Origin of the sequence: Neopusillimonas maritima (assembly GCF_003576595.1) — a bacterium.
Taxonomy (GTDB): Bacteria; Pseudomonadota; Gammaproteobacteria; order Burkholderiales; family Burkholderiaceae_B; genus Neopusillimonas; species Neopusillimonas maritima.
Genome location: NZ_NQOU01000003.1, coordinates 62,583 through 79,122, shown reverse-complemented (window position 1 = coordinate 79,122; position 16,540 = coordinate 62,583). Strand labels below are relative to the sequence as shown.

The following is a 16,540-nucleotide window of genomic DNA, read 5'->3' as shown; positions in this document are numbered from 1 at the left end:
CTAGAACCAGTAAAGAGGATTCCACCAACTGCCCTGTGAGGCGTCCAGGCCTTGTTCATAGTATTTGCTGTTTGGAAAGTTGGTGTCCAGTACACGTTTGGCGTCATCGCGCAGCTCGGGCATATTCAGCTTGTCGTATGCCATGTACATGATGTACAAGGCTTTCTCGGAGATGGGTACCCCTTTGAAGTCGGTAATGACGGTTTGTGCGCGATTAATGGCAGCCAGGTAAGCGCCACGTTCATAATAGTACTGGGCAACATGCACCTCATTTTCAGCCAGGGTGTTCACCAGCCACGTTACACGCTTTTCTGCGTCGGGGGTGTAGCGGCTGTCGGGGTAGCGGCGAATAAGTTCGGTGAAGGCTTCGTAAGACTCTCTCAGGCCTTTGGGGTCACGCTCGCTGGGGTCTTGCTGGGTGATAGAAGAAAATATCGCGCTGGGCGGAGTGAAGGTAATCAGCCCTTTCAGGTACAGCATATAGTCGGTACCGGGGTGGTTCGGGTACTGTTGCTGGAAGCGGTCGATTGCCGCCAGAGCCTGTTCGGGCTCGTCGTCCTTCCAGTTTACGTAGGCAAGGTCGATGAGCGCTTGTTGGGCGTAGCCCCCAAAAGGATAGCGTGCTTCCAGTGATTCAAGATGCGTTCGCGCGTCGGTCCAGTTTGAATCGCTCATTTCCATGCGTGCTTCGCGGTAAAGCCGTTCAGCGCTCCAACCGGCGGTAGGGTCGGCGTCGGGTTTGCTGAGCGATCCGCAGGCGGCGAGCAAGACGGAAAACGCGAACAGCGCGGCCAGCCGGAACAGTCGGGACATTCCCAGGGGTAAAGAAAACATCAGAGTAGAGCGAGTCACAAAAGCATCCTTGGTGTTAGCATTGCACGCAGATTATATGATTTGTCGATATGCCTGACACAGATATTACTAAAGATTATGCAATGCGTTGATTCCAGCCCCGAGGTTTTGACTTTCCGGCTACCCATTACGGCCGGCCCCGACAGGTTGGATAAGGTTTTGGCGCAACATATTCCGGAGCACTCCCGCAGTCGCCTGCAAAGTTGGGTTGAGGCGGGTCAGGTTTGGGTCAATGGTACCCCGGCTAAGGTGCGACAGAAAGTGGGGCCGGGGGATCATATCGAAGTTCATGTGCAACCGGCACCTGAACAGCAGGCATTTACGCCTGAAAATGTTGATTTCGAGGTGGTCGCGCAATCACCGGATTGGGTTGTTGTAAACAAGCCTGCCGGCCTGGTTACACACCCTGGCGCGGGCAACTGGAGCGGGACGCTGCTGAATGGTTTGCTCTTCCGTTTTCCCGAACTTGCGTCCGTGGCCCGGGCAGGCATTGTTCACCGGCTCGACAAAGATACGTCCGGCTTATTGGTTGTAGCACGCAATGAAACAACCCAAACACATCTTGTACGTCTTTTGCAGGCCAGATCAGTCAAACGCGTTTATGCTGCTTTGGTGCACGGAAATGTCATGAAAAAAGGAACGGTTAATCGTCCGATCGGACGCGACCCCCATGTTCCGGTGAAGATGACTGTGGAGCGGCCCATTGCGCCTAAAGAGGCCATTACTCATTACGCACCTGTTGGGCGTGGACGCGATCTTGCCGGCCACGCTGTTTCGCATGTCCGGTGCGAGCTGGAGACCGGGCGTACGCATCAGATTCGTGTCCATATGGCGAGTATTCGTCATCCTCTTGTCGCAGATGTGTTGTACGGTGGGAGGTGTGTTGCGGGCGCGCAGCGACAAATGCTTCACGCACATGCCTTGAGCTTTATTGACCCTGCCTCTGATGCTTCGGTGTCGTTTGAGGCTCCTTTACCGCCCGACTTTAAGGCTGTGATGGAACAACTGTCGTGGGATGTGTAATAAGCAAGATGAAGTCAAACAAACCGAGGTTAGTAAGGTAAATGGTTGAAGAAATGAATGGGGGCCTGTTACGCATTACCGGCACGCCCTGGCCCGGTGTTCATTATTTCTGCTCGACCCGACAGGGCGGGGTGAGTGCGGAGCCCTACAGTAGTCTGAATCTGGCAACGCATGTTAACGATAACGTTGAGAAAGTGGCTCTAAACAGGGCGCGTTTTGAGGCTTTGCTGCCAGGGCCTCCTCAATGGCTGGAGCAGGTCCACGGAGTGGATGTGGCGGAGTTCAACAGCGACGCCCCGAGTCAGTGCAGGTCGTCTGTTGTATGTGCCGATGCCGCTGTGACAACCCGTTCACAATGCGTGCTTGCCATACTGACGGCCGACTGCCTGCCGGTGGTGCTGGCCGATGAGGCGGGTTCGGTTTTGGGGGTTGCGCATGCGGGTTGGCGTGGCCTGGCAACTGGTGTGTTGGAAAATACCATTGCGGCGATGCGAAAACATCTAAAGCCTCAAAGTGTTTTAAGAGCCTGGATTGGGCCTGGTATTTCGCAACCTGCTTTCGAGGTTGGCCCTGAAGTGCGTGCGGCTTTTGTCGACGCTGATGCGTCGACGTCGGTTTATTTTGTGCAGCGTTATGCCAAATATCCTGCCGTTGGGCAAAAATGGCTGGCAGATTTACCCGGGCTGGCGCGTCATCGCCTGTGGGCCGCGGGCGTGGCCAATATCGAATTAAGCGGTCACTGTACTTTTCGTGAATCGGCGCTTTTCTATTCTTATCGACGTACGCCGCATACCGGCCGAATGGCGACGGTGGCATGGTTAAACGGCGCTACCGACTAACCCGAATTGACACGTGCATCAATGGCGGTCACTATCCTTATGAAACCGGTACATCACAAAATGCAGGCAGGTCGTCGTAATGAATTCACCTCGTTTCCCCGATAATCTGGCCCAACTCCAGGGCGAATTCATGTCTGGCTGGCAAGATTTGCTGGCGCAGGCACAGTCAGGTGCTTTAACGGTTCCCAAAGATCGCCGCTTTAGCAGCTCAGCCTGGCAGGCGCATCCCAATTTTCTTTTTCTGGCGCACGCGCATTTACTGGCAACACAAACCATGCAACGCATGATTGATGCCGCCGACCTACCCGAAGATCAGCGTGAGCGTTTGAAATTTTCAGCCATGCAATGGCTTGATGCCGTGGCGCCATCGAATTATTTGGCGACAAACCCCGATGTACAGCAAACGCTGCTGGAGACAAAGGGGATGTCATTGCTTCAGGGAATGACGAATTTCCTTGAAGACATGAAAAAAGGGCGCATGTCGCAAACGGATGAAAGCCGTTTCGAGGTCGGTGTGAATCTGGCGGTTACACCCGGCCAGGTCGTATACGAAAATACATTGTTTCAGTTAATTCAATACGCGCCGCAAACCGCGCAGGTATATAAAACACCATTGCTCATGGTGCCGCCCTGCATCAACAAATACTATATTCTCGATCTTCAGCCCGATAATTCTTTTGTTCAGTATGCGGTCGAACAAGGCTTTACGGTGTTCATGATTTCGTGGCGTAATCCACAACCCGCCGACACTGATGGCATCGATAAAGCCACGTGGGCCGACTACCTGCAACACGGTGTATTGCAGGCTATTGATGTCGCGCGCGATATTTCCGGTGAAGAGAAAATCAACGCACTGGGCTTTTGCGTTGGGGGAACTTTGTTGGCCAGCGCTTTGGCCGTGGCGCGCGCGCGAGGCGAAAATCCGGTTAATAGCCTAAGCCTGCTCACGACTTTTCTGGATTTTGCCGATACGGGAATTCTGGATATTTTTGTCGACGACGCGCATGTGGCTTATCGCGAATTGCAGCTTGCGCAAGGCGGCCTAATGTCGGCGCGCGAGTTGGCGTCCACGTTTTCGTTTTTGCGCCCCAATGAATTGGTGTGGAACTATGTGGTCAGCAATTACCTGAAAGGGCAGTCACCACCCGCGTTCGATTTGCTTTACTGGAACGCCGACGGCACCAACTTGCCGGGCCCGTTCTTTGCCTGGTATTTGCGTCACACATATCTGGAAAACAGCCTGGTTCAACCCGGTAAGGTGACTGTCGACGGCACGCCGGTTGATTTGGGCAAAGTAGACATGCCCGTTTATTTATATGGATCGCGCGAGGATCATATTGTGCCCTGGCGATCGGCCTATGCCAGTGCCAAATGGTTGCCCAATACCCAGCGATTCGTGCTTGGCGCGTCTGGGCATATTGCAGGGGTCGTGAATCCGCCCGCCCGGCAAAAGCGCTCATACTGGACGGCCGATTTGCCCAAAAAGCCTGGCGACCCACAACAGTGGTTTGACCAGGCCAAGGAGCACCCCGGAAGCTGGTGGCCCGATTGGTCTGATTGGCTGGCAAACCATTCCGGGGTTAAAAAGCGCGCGACCAAACGCATGGGTAATGCCAGACATCATCCTGTGGAAGCCGCGCCGGGTCGTTACGTCCGGTTGCGGGCAGTGTAGGATTTCGAAAGTTAAAGCAGGGGATAAAAATGGCCGGAAAAATAGCGTATGTAACCGGGGGCATGGGTGGCATTGGAACTTCCATTTGCCAGCGTCTGGCGACAGAAGGATTCACTGTGGTGGCCGGTTGTGGTCCGAAACGTAACTATCAGCAGTGGCTCGAAGAGCAGGCCGCGCTGGGTTATCAGTTTCACATCTCAATGGGGAATGTGGCTGATTGGGACTCTACGGTTGATGCTTTCAATAAGGTTAAGACTGAACTCGGGCCTATCGACGTGCTTGTGAATAATGCCGGTATTACGCGTGATGGGCTATTTCGCAAAATGTCACGCGATGATTGGTACGCCGTCATGGACACCAATTTGAATAGCTTGTTTAATGTGACCAAGCAGGTTATTGAAGGCATGGTCGAGAGACAGTGGGGTCGCATCATCAATATTAGTTCCGTTAATGGGCAGAAAGGGCAGTTTGGGCAAACCAACTACTCTACCGCCAAGGCGGGTATTCATGGTTTCACCATGGCCTTGGCCCAAGAGGTCGCTGCCAAAGGCGTTACTGTGAATACGGTATCCCCGGGTTATATTGGTACAGATATGGTTCGGGCAATGCGCCCGGATGTTCTCGAGAAAATCGTTAATACGATTCCAGTGCGTCGCCTTGGCACACCAGAGGAAATTGGTTCCATCATTGCATGGATCGCGTCTGACGACGCGGGCTTTGCAACCGGTGCCGATTTTTCACTGAACGGCGGCCTGCACATGGGTTAAGTTCAATTCATAATGGACAACTATGGCAAGAGCAGCAAAATCAGCCGAATCGAAAAGCCGGTTAATTAAAAAATATCCCAATCGGCGGTTGTACGATACACGTAACAGTGCCTACATTACGTTGGCCGACGTCAAGCAACTTGTGCTCGACAACGAGTCTTTTACTGTGGTCGATGTCAAATCGGGTGAAGATCTCACCCGCAGTATTCTGCTGCAAATCATTCTTGAAGAGGAAACCGGCGGCATGCCGATGTTTTCCGCCGATGCGCTGGCGCAAATTATTCGTTTTTACGGCAACTCAATGCAGTCGGTAATGGGTGTTTTCCTGGAAAAGAACATTAAAGCCTTCATTGAAATCCAGGAAGGGATGGCCGAACAATCGAAAAATTTGTACGGTGGAGCCGCAGGGCCTGAAGCCTGGACGCAATTCATGAGTGTGCAAACGCCGGTGTTGCAAAACATGATGAGCCAGTACATCGATCAAAGTAAAAATTTATTCGTGCAAATGCAGGATCAGATGCAGGATCAAACCCGTAATTTGTTTTCCACGTTTCCGTTTAATCCTGCGGCGCCGCAAAACAAGAAAAATGATGACTCCTGAGTGGTCGCAAGCGGCTGGGCGCAGTAATTAGGTGCTCTTGCGAAAAGGGCTGTGAGTCGATAAAACCTGGGCGTAATGATCCACCGCCTGGGTTTCCTCGTCGAGGAATCGGGCAATGGCTTTTGCAAAGCCAGGTTCGCCAACCCAGTGTGCCGACCACGTTTTCACAGGCAACAGCCCTCGCGAAAGTTTGTGTTCGCCTTGTGCGCCGCCCTCGAAAACCTCAATGCCGTTCTCAATGCAATAAGCAATCGATTGCAAATAACAGGTTTCGAAGTGCAGGCCTGGAATAAATTCCATGCTACCCCAGTAGCGCCCATACATGCGGTTGGGCGTTTTCAGGTTAAGCGCGCAAGCAATTGGTTTATTGGCGCGTTCTGCAAGTACCAACATGACGCTGTTTGGCATCGCGTCGTGCAGTTGTTGGAAAAAATCGAAGCTCAGATAGGGCGGATTACCGTGCTCGTAATAGGTTTTTTCATAGCATTGATAAAAGAAAGACAGGTCGGCCAGGTTGATGTCTGATCCACTGAGCCATTTGAACGTAATGCCGGCATTCTGTACTTTCTTCTGATCCTGGCGAATTTTTTTTCGATGCTTTTGATTCATCGACGCCAAAAACTGTTCGAATGACGCGTAGTCTTGATTCAGCCAATGAAACTGTACTGTTTCACGGAGCATGTAGCCGGCCTCAAGCAATGCAGCCCGGTCATCGTCGTTTGGAAAGAGAATATGCACTGATGACAGGTTGTTTTGTTGTGCGATGGATTGTGCAGCGATAGCCAGTTTTACGCGGTCTTCGTGCGAAGTGGCCAGGAGCCTGGGTCCGGGAACGGGGGTAAATGGGATAGCGCTTAATAGTTTTGGGTAATACTCCAGGCCATGTTGCATGAATGCCCGCGCCCACGCGTAATCGAATACGTACTCGCCGCGCGAGTGCGACTTAACATACATTGGCATGGCGGCAGCCAATTCACCATGTCGTTCCAGTACAAGGAAGTGGGGCGCCCAGCCTGTTTGTTCGCAGGCACATTGTGTTTGAGTGAGTAATTGCAGAAACTCGAGCTGAAGCATGGGTTGATTCCCTGCTAATTTATTCCAGCTTTGACGATTCAGCTTTGTCAGGTCGCGAATTAAAGAGTATTGTTCAGACAATAGTTGGCTCGGTTGGCAAATAGTAAAAAAACGGGCCTATTTTAGAATGGCGCGCCGGCTTGCAGAGTGCCTGCCTCTTGTTTTTTGGGTGTAAGTGTAATGACGCGAATAAAGCTGCACGTTTTGGTTGCCCAGAGCGACGACCAGGCGCGCGCTGATCCGCTTTGGCAATGGTTTGAAAAAGATGACGCGCAGTCGGCCATCTTGTTGTCTTGCTCGGAGTCGTTGGTTGAAACAGCCAAGGGTGCCGCATGGCATTACCAGCGGCAGCTTTCGCTGAATGAGTATGTTTGCTTTTGCTGTAAGGCGCAAGGTCCGGTGTTGGCTCTTTTGCGCGACGTGTTTTTACAGGCGTTGCATCGTAAGATCAAGCCGTTTGCGGCTGTGGTTGTTCATACAACGGAGCCGCTGGATGCTATTTCTTTGGCACGAGCGCTGGTGCTGGACCCATTTTTGGCCGATAGATATGAATATAGTGAAACCGGCCAAACCCCTTCCGCTTGTGTGGGAGTAATGGGGGCTGCACTTGCCAAAGCGCGGGCGCTTGAGCGGCAGGGGCCTGGCACGCCTTCTGATTTATAAATTTTTATTGGTCATTAACCGAGCGTTGTTTTTTCCGGGAACGCTGCAAACAAAAAAGCCTGCTATTAAGCAGGCTTTAGTGCAGATTCTTGGTTGCGGGGGCAGGATTCGAACCTACGACCTTCGGGTTATGAGCCCGACGAGCTGCCAGACTGCTCCACCCCGCGTCTGGGAAAACATAATATTAACGTACTATTACGGTCATAGCAAGTCGCGTGGTAAATAGTGCACAATGTTTTATTGAATGTTGTGCACTTATTTCAATTACAGCGTAAAATTAAATTCATTCAAATACATGACAGATAACGAAATCATACGGGTGCTTGAAACGGCGCTATTGTGTGCCGATGCACCGTTGTCCACGACAGAGCTGCGAAAACTTTTTGCATCGGAGGAAGTCTCTCCCGATGACATCCGCAGGTTGTTGTCTCTGTTGCAGCTAGACTGGGCAGAAAAGGGTCTTGAACTGGTATCTCTTTCAAGTGGCTGGCGTTTTCAAAGCCGTCCTGAAATGCAGCGATACCTTGAACGCCTTAATCCCGAGAAGCCTCCTCGTTATTCCAGAGCGGTTCTGGAAACGCTTGCGATCATCGCTTGGCGTCAACCGGTCACCCGGGGCGACATCGAAGACATTCGTGGTGTAACAGTGTCGTCTCAGATAATCCGTACGCTCGAGGAGCGCAGTTGGATTGAAGTCTTGGGGCATCGTGATGCTCCCGGTCGCCCGGCTTTGTTTGGCACAACAAAACAGTTTCTGGATGATCTCGGTTTACGCTCGCTCGACGAGTTGCCTGCCGTTGAGTCGAACGAGGCGCTGGATGTCCTTGAAGGTCTTGATCTTGGTGAACAGGCGGATCAGGCGATGGAAAGGGCTGATGAAATCGAGACAGACACTTCAGAAGATTTATCACAAACAGGCGAAGCCGATTCGCCGACACGCAGTTCTGATTAAAACGGAGTTTGCTTTTTACTTATGAACGATTCCACCACCGAGATGCCCAAGCAGGGTATCGACGTCCAAAACGAAAATAAAGAAAACACGTCGAACGCGAAAGGGCGAGGGCGAAAGCTGCGTACCCCTTTTCGACGTCGTCGGGGCGATGCGGAAGTAACCGATCAAAATTCGACGGTTGAAGCGGGTGAGGCGCCTCCGAAAGCCGAGCAGAGCGCACCCCAGCAACCCAGGACTACAAATAAACGTACGCCCCGCAAGCCGCGTAAAAAGGTTGACGCTCCTGACGGAGACAGCGACAACGCGCTAGCTTATCTTGATACCGCACAGAAAACCGAGCAGCGTCTCAGCAAGTATTTGGGTAGCGATGCTATTGCGCCGAAGCTGCATAAGGTGCTGGCCGATGCCGGCATCGGGTCCCGCCGTGAAATGGAGGAACTGATTATCGCTGGTCGTGTTTCGGTTAACGGCGAACCGGCCCATATCGGCCAGCGCGTCAAGCCAAACGACCAGGTTCGGGTTAATGGCAAACCCATTACGCGCAGGAATCCGGCCAAGCCGCCGCGCGTCATTCTTTATCATAAACCTGCCGGTGAGATTGTCAGTCATGATGATCCCGCGGGTCGTGCCAATGTTTTTGCCCGATTGCCCAAAATGAAAGTGGGTAAATGGCTGTCTGTCGGGCGTCTCGACCTAAACACCGAGGGTCTGCTTATTTTGACGACGTCCGGTGACTTGGCTAATCGTTTGATGCATCCTCGTTATGGTGCTGAGCGGGAATATGCCGTGCGCGTATTGGGTGAACTGGATGAAGCTCAACAAAAGTCGCTGGTAAAGGGGATTCAGTTAGACGACGGTGAAGCAAAGTTTGGTTCGCTCGAGTTTCTTGGCGGTGAAGGCAGTAACCGTTGGTACCGCGTTATGCTAACCGAAGGCCGGAATCGTGAAGTGCGACGTATGTTTGAAGCGGTGGGTGTTACAGTCAGCCGCCTTATTCGTACGCGTTTTGGTGAAATTATCCTTCCCCGCAATTTACGCCGGGGTCGTTGGGAGGAGCTTGACGCAACGTTGGTGACTGCGTTGATGGTTAAGTTTGGCCTGATTCGCGATGGCGAAGAGCAGCCTCAAGGCCGTCGCGGACGTAGTTCGCAACAGCCTATTTCGCACGATAGCGCATTACCGCCAGGGTTTGGCACATTGGAACGCAATGGGTTAAGCGGAGCGAAAATCAGCCGGCGGGGTAAATTATCAGGAGGGCGCGCGGCGGTGGCAACGGGCGCGTCGTATCCTTCGGATCCCTACGGCACAGGCTTAACGTTATCCGGTGGGTTGCCCAATGGTCACCCTGAAGGTCCAGGGGGCAATAAAAATAAAAAACGTAAAGGGCGTAAGCAGCCCGCTGCGGCCGCAGGGCCGGCACCATCTCGCAAAGCGGCCCCTCGCAATGCGCGCCCAGGGGCACCCAAACCCGCTCGTCCCGGTCGTGGGAACAAGGGCGGGCGCGGGCCGGCGAAAGGAGATGATTGGCAGCCCAAAGGTGCATCGGCGCATGAGTCTCGTCTGGGCGTGCTGAAATAAAGTTTTTTTGTGTAAGCCTTCGTGAAAACAGGAATTTCTATGAAAATCTGTTAGAATGTAGGGCTTTACCAGCTATATAGTTTTCGGCCGCAACAGGCGAGCGTATAGCGACGCATTCTTGAATGCGTCTTATGGGTCTTGTGGGTTGGGCAAAATATCTGCTCGAACCTTTTGAAGGCGTAATAACAGTGGGCTGGTGTACAGCCCTTTTTTTTTGAATTTATGGCAGATCTGTTCGCATTAACGCAGGAAGTCTTGCATGGTACCGACTTGGAGCTCGTCGACATTGAACGTGCGCCCATGGGTTTGTTGCGTATCACGCTCGACCGACCGGGTGGTGTGCGAATAGAAGACTGCGAAATGGTTTCCAAGCAGCTGTCCCGCGTTTTCGAAGTTGAAAATATCGATTATCAACGTCTTGAGGTGGGGTCGCCGGGCGTTGATCGGCCGCTTCGCCAGGAACAGGATTTTTTTCGATTCGCCAACGAGCGAATCGAGATTCGGTTGCGCCAGCCGGTTAATAATCGCAAGGTTTTTTCCGGAGTTCTGCGTGTCGACGAGAATGCAGGTGGCTCTTCCCCGATGGCTTTTCGGCTCGAACTCGAGCCGAAATCAAAGAAAAGCCCGGCTGAGGAGCTTAGTTTTACGTTGGACGACATTGATCGTGCCAAACTGGATCCCGTACTTGATTTCAAGGGTAAAAAGCGATGAGTCGCGAAATTCTTCTGTTGGTTGACGCCTTGGCGCGTGAGAAAAACGTACCACGCGAAGTGGTTTTTGGTGCGCTTGAGAACGCGTTGGCTTCGGCCATGAAAAAGCGTTTCAAGGAAGACGCCGACATTCGTGTCTCGATTGATAGGGACACAGGTTCGCACGAGGGGTATCGGCGTTGGCTGGTTGTGCCCGACGAGGCCGGCCTTCAAGAGCCGGATCAACAGGAATTGTTTTCTGAGGCTCAGGAAATTGTGCCCGATATTGAAGTGGGCGAGTATATTGAAGAGCCGCTTGAGCCTGTGGAGTTCGGGCGTATTGGCGCACAAGCTGCCAAACAGGCAATTTTGCAGCGTATCCGTGATGCGGAGCGTGAGCAATTGCTGAATGATTTCCTCGAACGCGGCGAAACCATTATCTCCGGTACGGTCAAACGTATCGATAAAGGTGACGTCATTATCGAGGCCGGTAAAATCGAAGCGCGCCTGCCCCGCTCAGAAATGATCCCGAAAGAAAACATCCGTGTGGGCGATCGTATTCGTGCCTGGGTGCTGCGTGTCGATCATTCAGCACGCGGGCAGCAGGTCATCTTGTCGCGCACGGCGCCCGACTTCATTCGTCAGTTGTTCGAGAACGAAGTGCCTGAAATCGAGCAAGGTTTGCTTGAAATTAAAGCTGCCGCTCGCGATCCGGGTGTGCGGGCCAAGATTGCGGTGGTGGCCTACGATAAACGTATCGATCCAATCGGCACATGCGTGGGAATGCGCGGTTCTCGTGTAACCGCAGTTCGTAATGAACTGGGCGGTGAGCAAGTAGACATCGTTTTGTGGTCGGAAGACCCCGCCGAATTTGTCATTGGCGCGTTGGCACCGGCAACTGTTGAGTCGATCGTTGTCGATGAAGACAAACATGCCATGGACGTTGTGGTGGATGAAGAGAACCTGCCCAAGGCAATCGGGTCTCGAGGCCAAAATGTTCGTTTGGCCTCGGAACTGACGGGCTGGCAGATCAACATCATGACGCCGGAAGAAAGCCAAAGCCGCCTTGAGCAAGAGCGTACCGAGTTGCGTCAGATGTTTATGAGCAGGCTTGATGTTGATGAAGAGGTGGCCGATATCCTTATAGATGAAGGGTTTACCGGCCTTGAGGAAGTGGCGTATGTGCCGATCCAGGAATTGCTGGATATCGAGGCGTTCGACGAGGATACGGTCAATGAGTTGCGTTCCCGGGCTCGAAACGCCTTGCTTACCGAGGCAATTGCCCAGGAAGAGCGCGTGCAGCGTACCGAACCTGAGTTGCTTGAGCTGGAAGGGATGACCCCAGAGTTGGCTGCCCGTCTGGCTGAGCATGAAGTGTTTTCGCGTGATGATTTGGCGGAACTCGCTACCGATGAGTTGTCGGAAATGTGCGAACTTGATGAAAAAGAAGCCAGTGAATTGATCATGAAAGCGCGAGCGCATTGGTTCAGCGATGAAGCCTAGCTTTGTACGCTTCGTTTTTGAGCCCGTATGTATTGAATAAAGTTGTCGTATAAGAGAGAGTCGAATGTCGAGTAACACCGTCGCCCAGTTCGCCGTTGAACTGAAAATGCCCGCAGACGCACTGCTGGAGCAGTTACGCGCTGCAGGCGTTGATTTGAAATCGGTTGACGATAGTGTCACCGATGCAGACAAGGCGAAACTGCTCGATTCGTTGCGTCGCTCCAAAGGAGCCGGCGATGGAAAGAAAATTACGCTCACCAGACGTCAAACGTCAGAAATTCGTCAAGCTGATAGTTCCGGTCGTTCGCGCACCATTCAGGTTGAGGTTCGTAAGAAGCGGGTTTTTGTTAAGCGGGAACCTACTGACCTTGAAAGCGCACGTAAAGCTGCCGAAGCGCCTGGTTCAGAAGCTGATGCGACAACCGCAGGGAAAGATGACGATCAGAATGTGCAAACGACGGCGCCTGTAACCGATATTCCTGTGTCTCACGAGCAAACTGCAAATTCTGCGGCTGTCGAAAGTGCAGCATCTACGTCGGAAACGTCTGATGTGGACGCCACCGCTGCCAAAGGGCAGGAAAAGGACGCAGAGGAAGCAAAGTCGGTGTCTAGTCAGCCTGTTGCTGATGATCACACTCGTGACGATGATGCTGCCGGTACAGAAGAGGAAGCTGACGCTAAACCTAAAGACATCACTGAGCCGACGGTCGACACGGCTGAGACATCTGTTTCCGATCAGGTCACCGAAACAGGTCAGCAAGAGAGCGCCGGCGAGGCTAAAGAAGCCGAGGTGGTGGCAAAGGCTGAGGCTGTGGAGCCAACTGCTGAAGTGCCCGATGCGGACACAGAAGCGGCCCAAAAAGCGGTTGAGCGCCGGGCTAAATCTGAGAATGATAAGGTCGGCTCATCCGGGCCCGGTAAAAAAGTCGCCGCCAAGAAAGTGGCGGCCAAGGCGCCCGCGGGGAAACGCGCTGCTGCGCAAGACGATACCGATGCGCCCGATGAGGAACGTGACCGTGCCCGTAAGGCGGCTGAAGCTGAAGCCGCAGCACTGCGCCAAATGTTAAATCGTCCGCGTAAAGTGCTTAAGGCACCTGAAGACGAAGGTGGCATATCCGGTACTTTGCACAAGCCTGCAGGTAAAGCAGGCAAGAAAGACGGCAAAGCGGCCGACGGCAAGAAAGGTCGTGCAGGTGATGCCGGTTGGGTTGAAGAAGGCGGTGCTCGCAAGAAGCCCGCGGCTCGCGAAGCAGTTGCTGCGCCTCCGCCAGGCCGTGAGGGATGGCGTGCCGGCGGCAAGGCGGGCAAGGGCGGTCGCGGTCGTAATAGCCGTCAAGCTCAACCCGAGCGCAAAGAGCCGCAAGTCGTTGAGTTTATTGCACGTGAAATACATGTGCCTGAAACCATCACAGTGGGCGATCTGGCACATAAAATGGCAATTAAAGCGGCCGAGGTTATCAAGCATCTTATGAAGCTGGGCCAAATGGTGACCATCAATCAGGTTCTTGATCAGGAAACGGCCATGATTGTTGTTGAGGAATTGGGTCACACCGCTATTGCGGCGAAACTCGATGATCCCGAGGCTTTCCTTGTTTCGCCTGAGGTGGACGTGCAGGTCGAGTCCTTGCCGCGCGCACCTGTTGTCACGGTGATGGGTCACGTTGACCACGGTAAAACATCTTTGCTTGATCACATTCGACGCGCGAAGGTGGCCTCCGGTGAGGCAGGCGGTATTACGCAGCATATTGGTGCATACAGTGTCAAAACAGATCGTGGCATGGTTACCTTTCTTGACACCCCCGGTCACGAGGCATTTACGGCTATGCGTGCGCGTGGCGCCAAGGCGACTGATATTGTGATTTTGGTGGTGGCCGCCGACGACGGCGTGATGCCGCAAACCAAAGAAGCTGTTCATCATGCCAAGGCTGCCGGCGTTCCGTTGGTTGTTGCGGTGAACAAAATCGATAAACCGGAAGCTAATCCAGATCGTGTCAAGCAAGAGCTGATTTCGGAAGAAGTTGTGCCGGAAGAATATGGTGGTGATGTGCCCTTCGTACCGGTGTCGGCCAAAACAGGTCAAGGCATCGATGATCTGCTTGAACATGTGTTATTGCAGGCGGAGATCCTTGAGCTTAAGGCACCTATAGAGGCGCCTGCCAAGGGTATCGTCATTGAGGCGCGACTCGATAAGGGCCGAGGACCGGTTGCGACTGTATTGGTTCAAAGCGGCACATTAACCCGTGGCGATTCCATTTTGGCAGGAGCCAGCTATGGTCGGGTTCGCGCGATGTTGAATGAGAACGGTAAGCCGGTAAACACCGCAGGCCCGTCCATTCCAGTTGAAATTCAGGGCTTAACGGAAGTGCCGGCCGCCGGTGATGAAGTGATTGCGATGGCCGATGAACGCAAGGCACGTGAAATCGCCTTGTTCCGTCAGGGCAAGTTCCGTGATGTCAAGCTGGCACGTCAACAGGCAGCCAAGCTTGAATCCATGTTTGAAAACATGGGCGAAGGCAGCCAAACGTTAGCGCTTATCGTTAAAACCGACGTTCAAGGTTCGCAGGAAGCATTGGTGCAGTCATTGCTTAAACTTTCAACCGAAGAGGTTCGGGTTCAGGTTGTGCATGCTGCTGTGGGTGGTATCTCTGAAAGTGACGTGAACCTGGCGATCGCTTCGAATGCCGTCATTATCGGTTTCAATGTGCGCGCGGAACAAAGTGCGAAGAAGCTGGCTGAAAACAACGGCATCGATTTGCGCTACTACAACATCATTTACGACGCTATCGACGATGTTCGCAAAGCCATGTCGGGCATGCTTGCCCCTGAGCAGCGTGAAGAGGTGATCGGCTCGGTCGACATTCGCGAAGTGTTTACTATTTCCAAAGTCGGCAATATTGCCGGTTGTATGGTTACCGATGGTGTCGTTCGCCGCGACGCGCAAGTACGCTTGTTGCGCAACAATGTTGTCATCTGGACAGGTGCAATCGATTCCTTACGTCGCTTCAAAGATGACGTTAAAGAAGTTAAAGCCGGCTTTGATTGCGGTATTACTTTGAAGAGTAGTATTGATCTTGAGGTGGGCGATCAGCTTGAAGTATTTGAAATCAAGGAAGTCGCTCGGACGCTGTAAATATGGGACGTCACAAGTCAAAACCCGCCACCAGCCGCAACACGCGGTTGGCTGACCAGATACAAAAAGACCTTGCGATTCTGATCCAACGCGAGGTTGATGTATCGCGGGCGGGGCTTATTACGCTAACCGGCGTTGAGCTGTCTGCCGATTACGCTCATGCAAAGGTATACTTTACCGTGATGGGTGCCGAGCCTGAGGCGGCTAAAGCAGTGCTCGACGAAAAAGCGGGTTGGCTACATTCGCTGTTATTTAAAATGTTGCACATTCACACTGTGCCCACATTGCACTTTCATCATGATGATCAGCTTGCGCGGGGCCTGGCGCTCTCGCGGCTTATCGATCAGGCCAATGCGCCGCGGTCCCACGAAGCTGGGGCCGAGCCCGACGAACCCGACGAACGGTCCTGATTCGGGCTGTCGTATTTTCTTTAGAGTTATTAACGATGGCATCCCGACGCGGGCAGTTGCTCGATGGCGTATTGTTGCTTGATAAACCTCAGGGTTTGTCGAGTAATCACGCACTACAGCGGGCCAAGCGCACATTGGATGCGCGTAAAGCTGGACACACCGGTACGCTGGATCCTTTTGCAACCGGATTACTGGTTTGTTGTCTGGGTCGTGCCACCAAAATTGCCGGCAATATGCTTGCCGCCGATAAGGCATATGAAGCTACGTTGTTGTTCGGTGAAGAGACCGACTCCGGAGACTTGACCGGAAATATCGTTAGCCAGGCCGGATCGGACTTTCAAGAGGTTGAACGTGCCCGGTTTGAGGCCGCGCTGGAGACGTTTCGGGGAGAAATTTCGCAAATTCCCCCAATGTATTCGGCATTGAAGAAAGACGGGCGTCCGCTGTATGAGTACGCCCGAAAAGGGGTGGAAATAGAGCGTCCGCCACGTCAGGTCGTAATCCGTGAACTTGTAACCCGTGCATTTGACGGGCGCCAAGCCACCATTTATGTGCATTGCAGCAAGGGTACGTATATACGGACATTGGCACAGGACATTGGGCGTATGTTGGGTTGCGGCGCTCATCTAGTTGCATTACGACGCACCTGCGTCGGGCCGTTTCAGTTACAGGATGCGGTCGATTTGGATACTTTACAGGCAATGCCTACGCCCCAAACTGCGTTGATATTGCCGGAAAATTTACCCGAGGGCCTGCTGCCGTCGGGCACTAAACAGAAAGGATGAAT

General features: G+C 53.0%; 14 protein-coding genes, 1 tRNA gene and 1 pseudogene. 13 read left to right on the top strand and 3 right to left on the bottom strand.

Annotation, left to right across the window (positions count from 1 at the left end):
- The gene (locus tag CJO09_RS08945; protein WP_228276234.1) at positions 1-813 is read right to left on the bottom strand and encodes an outer membrane protein assembly factor BamD; all 813 of its coding nucleotides are present in this window, start codon (positions 811-813) and stop codon (positions 1-3) included.
- A gap of 117 nt (positions 814-930) precedes the next feature.
- On the opposite strand from CJO09_RS08945, the gene CJO09_RS08940 reads away from it, so the two are divergent.
- The 5 genes from CJO09_RS08940 to phaR all read left to right on the top strand — a co-directional run bounded on the left by CJO09_RS08940 (position 931) and on the right by phaR (position 5,754).
- Positions 931-1,875, top strand: coding sequence for an RluA family pseudouridine synthase (locus CJO09_RS08940; RefSeq protein WP_119442059.1), 945 nt, complete (start codon positions 931-933; stop codon positions 1,873-1,875).
- 41 nt (positions 1,876-1,916) lie between these two features.
- Positions 1,917-2,714, top strand: coding sequence for a peptidoglycan editing factor PgeF (gene pgeF / locus CJO09_RS08935; RefSeq protein WP_179950530.1), 798 nt, complete (start codon positions 1,917-1,919; stop codon positions 2,712-2,714).
- Positions 2,715-2,793: 79 nt separating this feature from the next.
- Entirely contained in the window at positions 2,794-4,386 is a 1,593-nt protein-coding gene (locus CJO09_RS08930; RefSeq protein WP_119442058.1) for a PHA/PHB synthase family protein, read from the top strand.
- A gap of 29 nt (positions 4,387-4,415) precedes the next feature.
- A complete protein-coding gene (gene phbB, locus CJO09_RS08925) occupies positions 4,416-5,153 on the top strand; it encodes an acetoacetyl-CoA reductase (protein WP_119442057.1) in 738 nt (245 codons plus the stop codon).
- 22 nt (positions 5,154-5,175) lie between these two features.
- Entirely contained in the window at positions 5,176-5,754 is a 579-nt protein-coding gene (phaR, locus tag CJO09_RS08920; RefSeq protein ID WP_114421824.1) for a polyhydroxyalkanoate synthesis repressor PhaR, read from the top strand.
- Positions 5,755-5,781: 27 nt separating this feature from the next.
- Here phaR and CJO09_RS08915 read toward each other — a convergent pair whose 3' ends face one another.
- Positions 5,782-6,909 carry a GNAT family N-acetyltransferase gene (locus CJO09_RS08915; protein ID WP_119442056.1) on the bottom strand — a complete coding sequence of 376 codons (1,128 nt, stop codon included), beginning with the start codon at positions 6,907-6,909 and terminating at the stop codon, positions 5,782-5,784.
- A 99-nt stretch (positions 6,910-7,008) separates the two neighbouring features.
- Between CJO09_RS08915 and CJO09_RS08910 the strand changes: the two genes are divergently transcribed.
- Positions 7,009-7,491, top strand: coding sequence for a hypothetical protein (locus tag CJO09_RS08910; protein WP_119442055.1), 483 nt, complete (start codon positions 7,009-7,011; stop codon positions 7,489-7,491).
- Between the two features lie 90 nt (positions 7,492-7,581).
- Here CJO09_RS08910 and CJO09_RS08905 read toward each other — a convergent pair.
- Positions 7,582-7,658: transfer RNA gene (locus tag CJO09_RS08905), tRNA-Met, on the bottom strand.
- 128 nt (positions 7,659-7,786) lie between these two features.
- Between CJO09_RS08905 and scpB the strand changes: the two are divergent.
- The 7 genes and pseudogenes from scpB to truB form a co-directional block, all read left to right on the top strand.
- A pseudogene (scpB, locus tag CJO09_RS08900) lies at positions 7,787-8,437 on the top strand (SMC-Scp complex subunit ScpB); the annotation flags it as partial.
- Positions 8,438-8,464: 27 nt separating this feature from the next.
- Positions 8,465-10,021: a 23S rRNA pseudouridine(2605) synthase RluB gene (gene rluB, locus CJO09_RS08895; protein ID WP_119442054.1), complete on the top strand. Its 1,557-nt coding sequence runs from the start codon at positions 8,465-8,467 to the stop codon at positions 10,019-10,021.
- A gap of 222 nt (positions 10,022-10,243) precedes the next feature.
- A complete protein-coding gene (gene rimP, locus CJO09_RS08890) occupies positions 10,244-10,732 on the top strand; it encodes a ribosome maturation factor RimP (protein ID WP_114421829.1) in 489 nt (162 codons plus the stop codon).
- Positions 10,729-12,213 carry a transcription termination factor NusA gene (gene nusA / locus CJO09_RS08885; RefSeq protein WP_114421830.1) on the top strand — a complete coding sequence of 495 codons (1,485 nt, stop codon included), beginning with the start codon at positions 10,729-10,731 and terminating at the stop codon, positions 12,211-12,213. The genes rimP and nusA overlap by 4 nt, the downstream gene beginning before the upstream one ends.
- A 64-nt stretch (positions 12,214-12,277) precedes the next feature.
- Positions 12,278-15,343, top strand: a complete 3,066-nt coding sequence (gene infB, locus CJO09_RS08880) for a translation initiation factor IF-2 (protein ID WP_119442053.1) — start codon at positions 12,278-12,280, stop codon at positions 15,341-15,343.
- 2 nt (positions 15,344-15,345) lie between these two features.
- Positions 15,346-15,753: a 30S ribosome-binding factor RbfA gene (gene rbfA, locus CJO09_RS08875; RefSeq protein WP_119442052.1), complete on the top strand. Its 408-nt coding sequence runs from the start codon at positions 15,346-15,348 to the stop codon at positions 15,751-15,753.
- Positions 15,754-15,788: 35 nt separating this feature from the next.
- Positions 15,789-16,538, top strand: a complete 750-nt coding sequence (truB, locus tag CJO09_RS08870) for a tRNA pseudouridine(55) synthase TruB (RefSeq protein ID WP_119442051.1) — start codon at positions 15,789-15,791, stop codon at positions 16,536-16,538.
- Positions 16,539-16,540 lie beyond the last annotated feature (2 nt).

Bases quoted from the DNA above. Each gene is read 5' to 3' on its own strand.
- CJO09_RS08945 (WP_228276234.1), bottom strand. From the start codon at position 813: ATGTCCCGACTGTTCCGGCTGGCCGCGCTGTTCGCGTTTTCCGTCTTG.
- CJO09_RS08940 (WP_119442059.1), top strand. From the start codon at position 931: ATGCAATGCGTTGATTCCAGCCCCGAGGTTTTGACTTTCCGGCTACCC.
- pgeF (WP_179950530.1), top strand. From the start codon at position 1,917: ATGGTTGAAGAAATGAATGGGGGCCTGTTACGCATTACCGGCACGCCC.
- CJO09_RS08930 (WP_119442058.1), top strand. From the start codon at position 2,794: ATGAATTCACCTCGTTTCCCCGATAATCTGGCCCAACTCCAGGGCGAA.
- phbB (WP_119442057.1), top strand. From the start codon at position 4,416: ATGGCCGGAAAAATAGCGTATGTAACCGGGGGCATGGGTGGCATTGGA.
- phaR (WP_114421824.1), top strand. From the start codon at position 5,176: ATGGCAAGAGCAGCAAAATCAGCCGAATCGAAAAGCCGGTTAATTAAA.
- CJO09_RS08910 (WP_119442055.1), top strand. From the start codon at position 7,009: ATGACGCGAATAAAGCTGCACGTTTTGGTTGCCCAGAGCGACGACCAG.
- rluB (WP_119442054.1), top strand. From the start codon at position 8,465: ATGAACGATTCCACCACCGAGATGCCCAAGCAGGGTATCGACGTCCAA.
- rimP (WP_114421829.1), top strand. From the start codon at position 10,244: ATGGCAGATCTGTTCGCATTAACGCAGGAAGTCTTGCATGGTACCGAC.
- nusA (WP_114421830.1), top strand. From the start codon at position 10,729: ATGAGTCGCGAAATTCTTCTGTTGGTTGACGCCTTGGCGCGTGAGAAA.
- infB (WP_119442053.1), top strand. From the start codon at position 12,278: ATGTCGAGTAACACCGTCGCCCAGTTCGCCGTTGAACTGAAAATGCCC.
- rbfA (WP_119442052.1), top strand. From the start codon at position 15,346: ATGGGACGTCACAAGTCAAAACCCGCCACCAGCCGCAACACGCGGTTG.
- truB (WP_119442051.1), top strand. From the start codon at position 15,789: ATGGCATCCCGACGCGGGCAGTTGCTCGATGGCGTATTGTTGCTTGAT.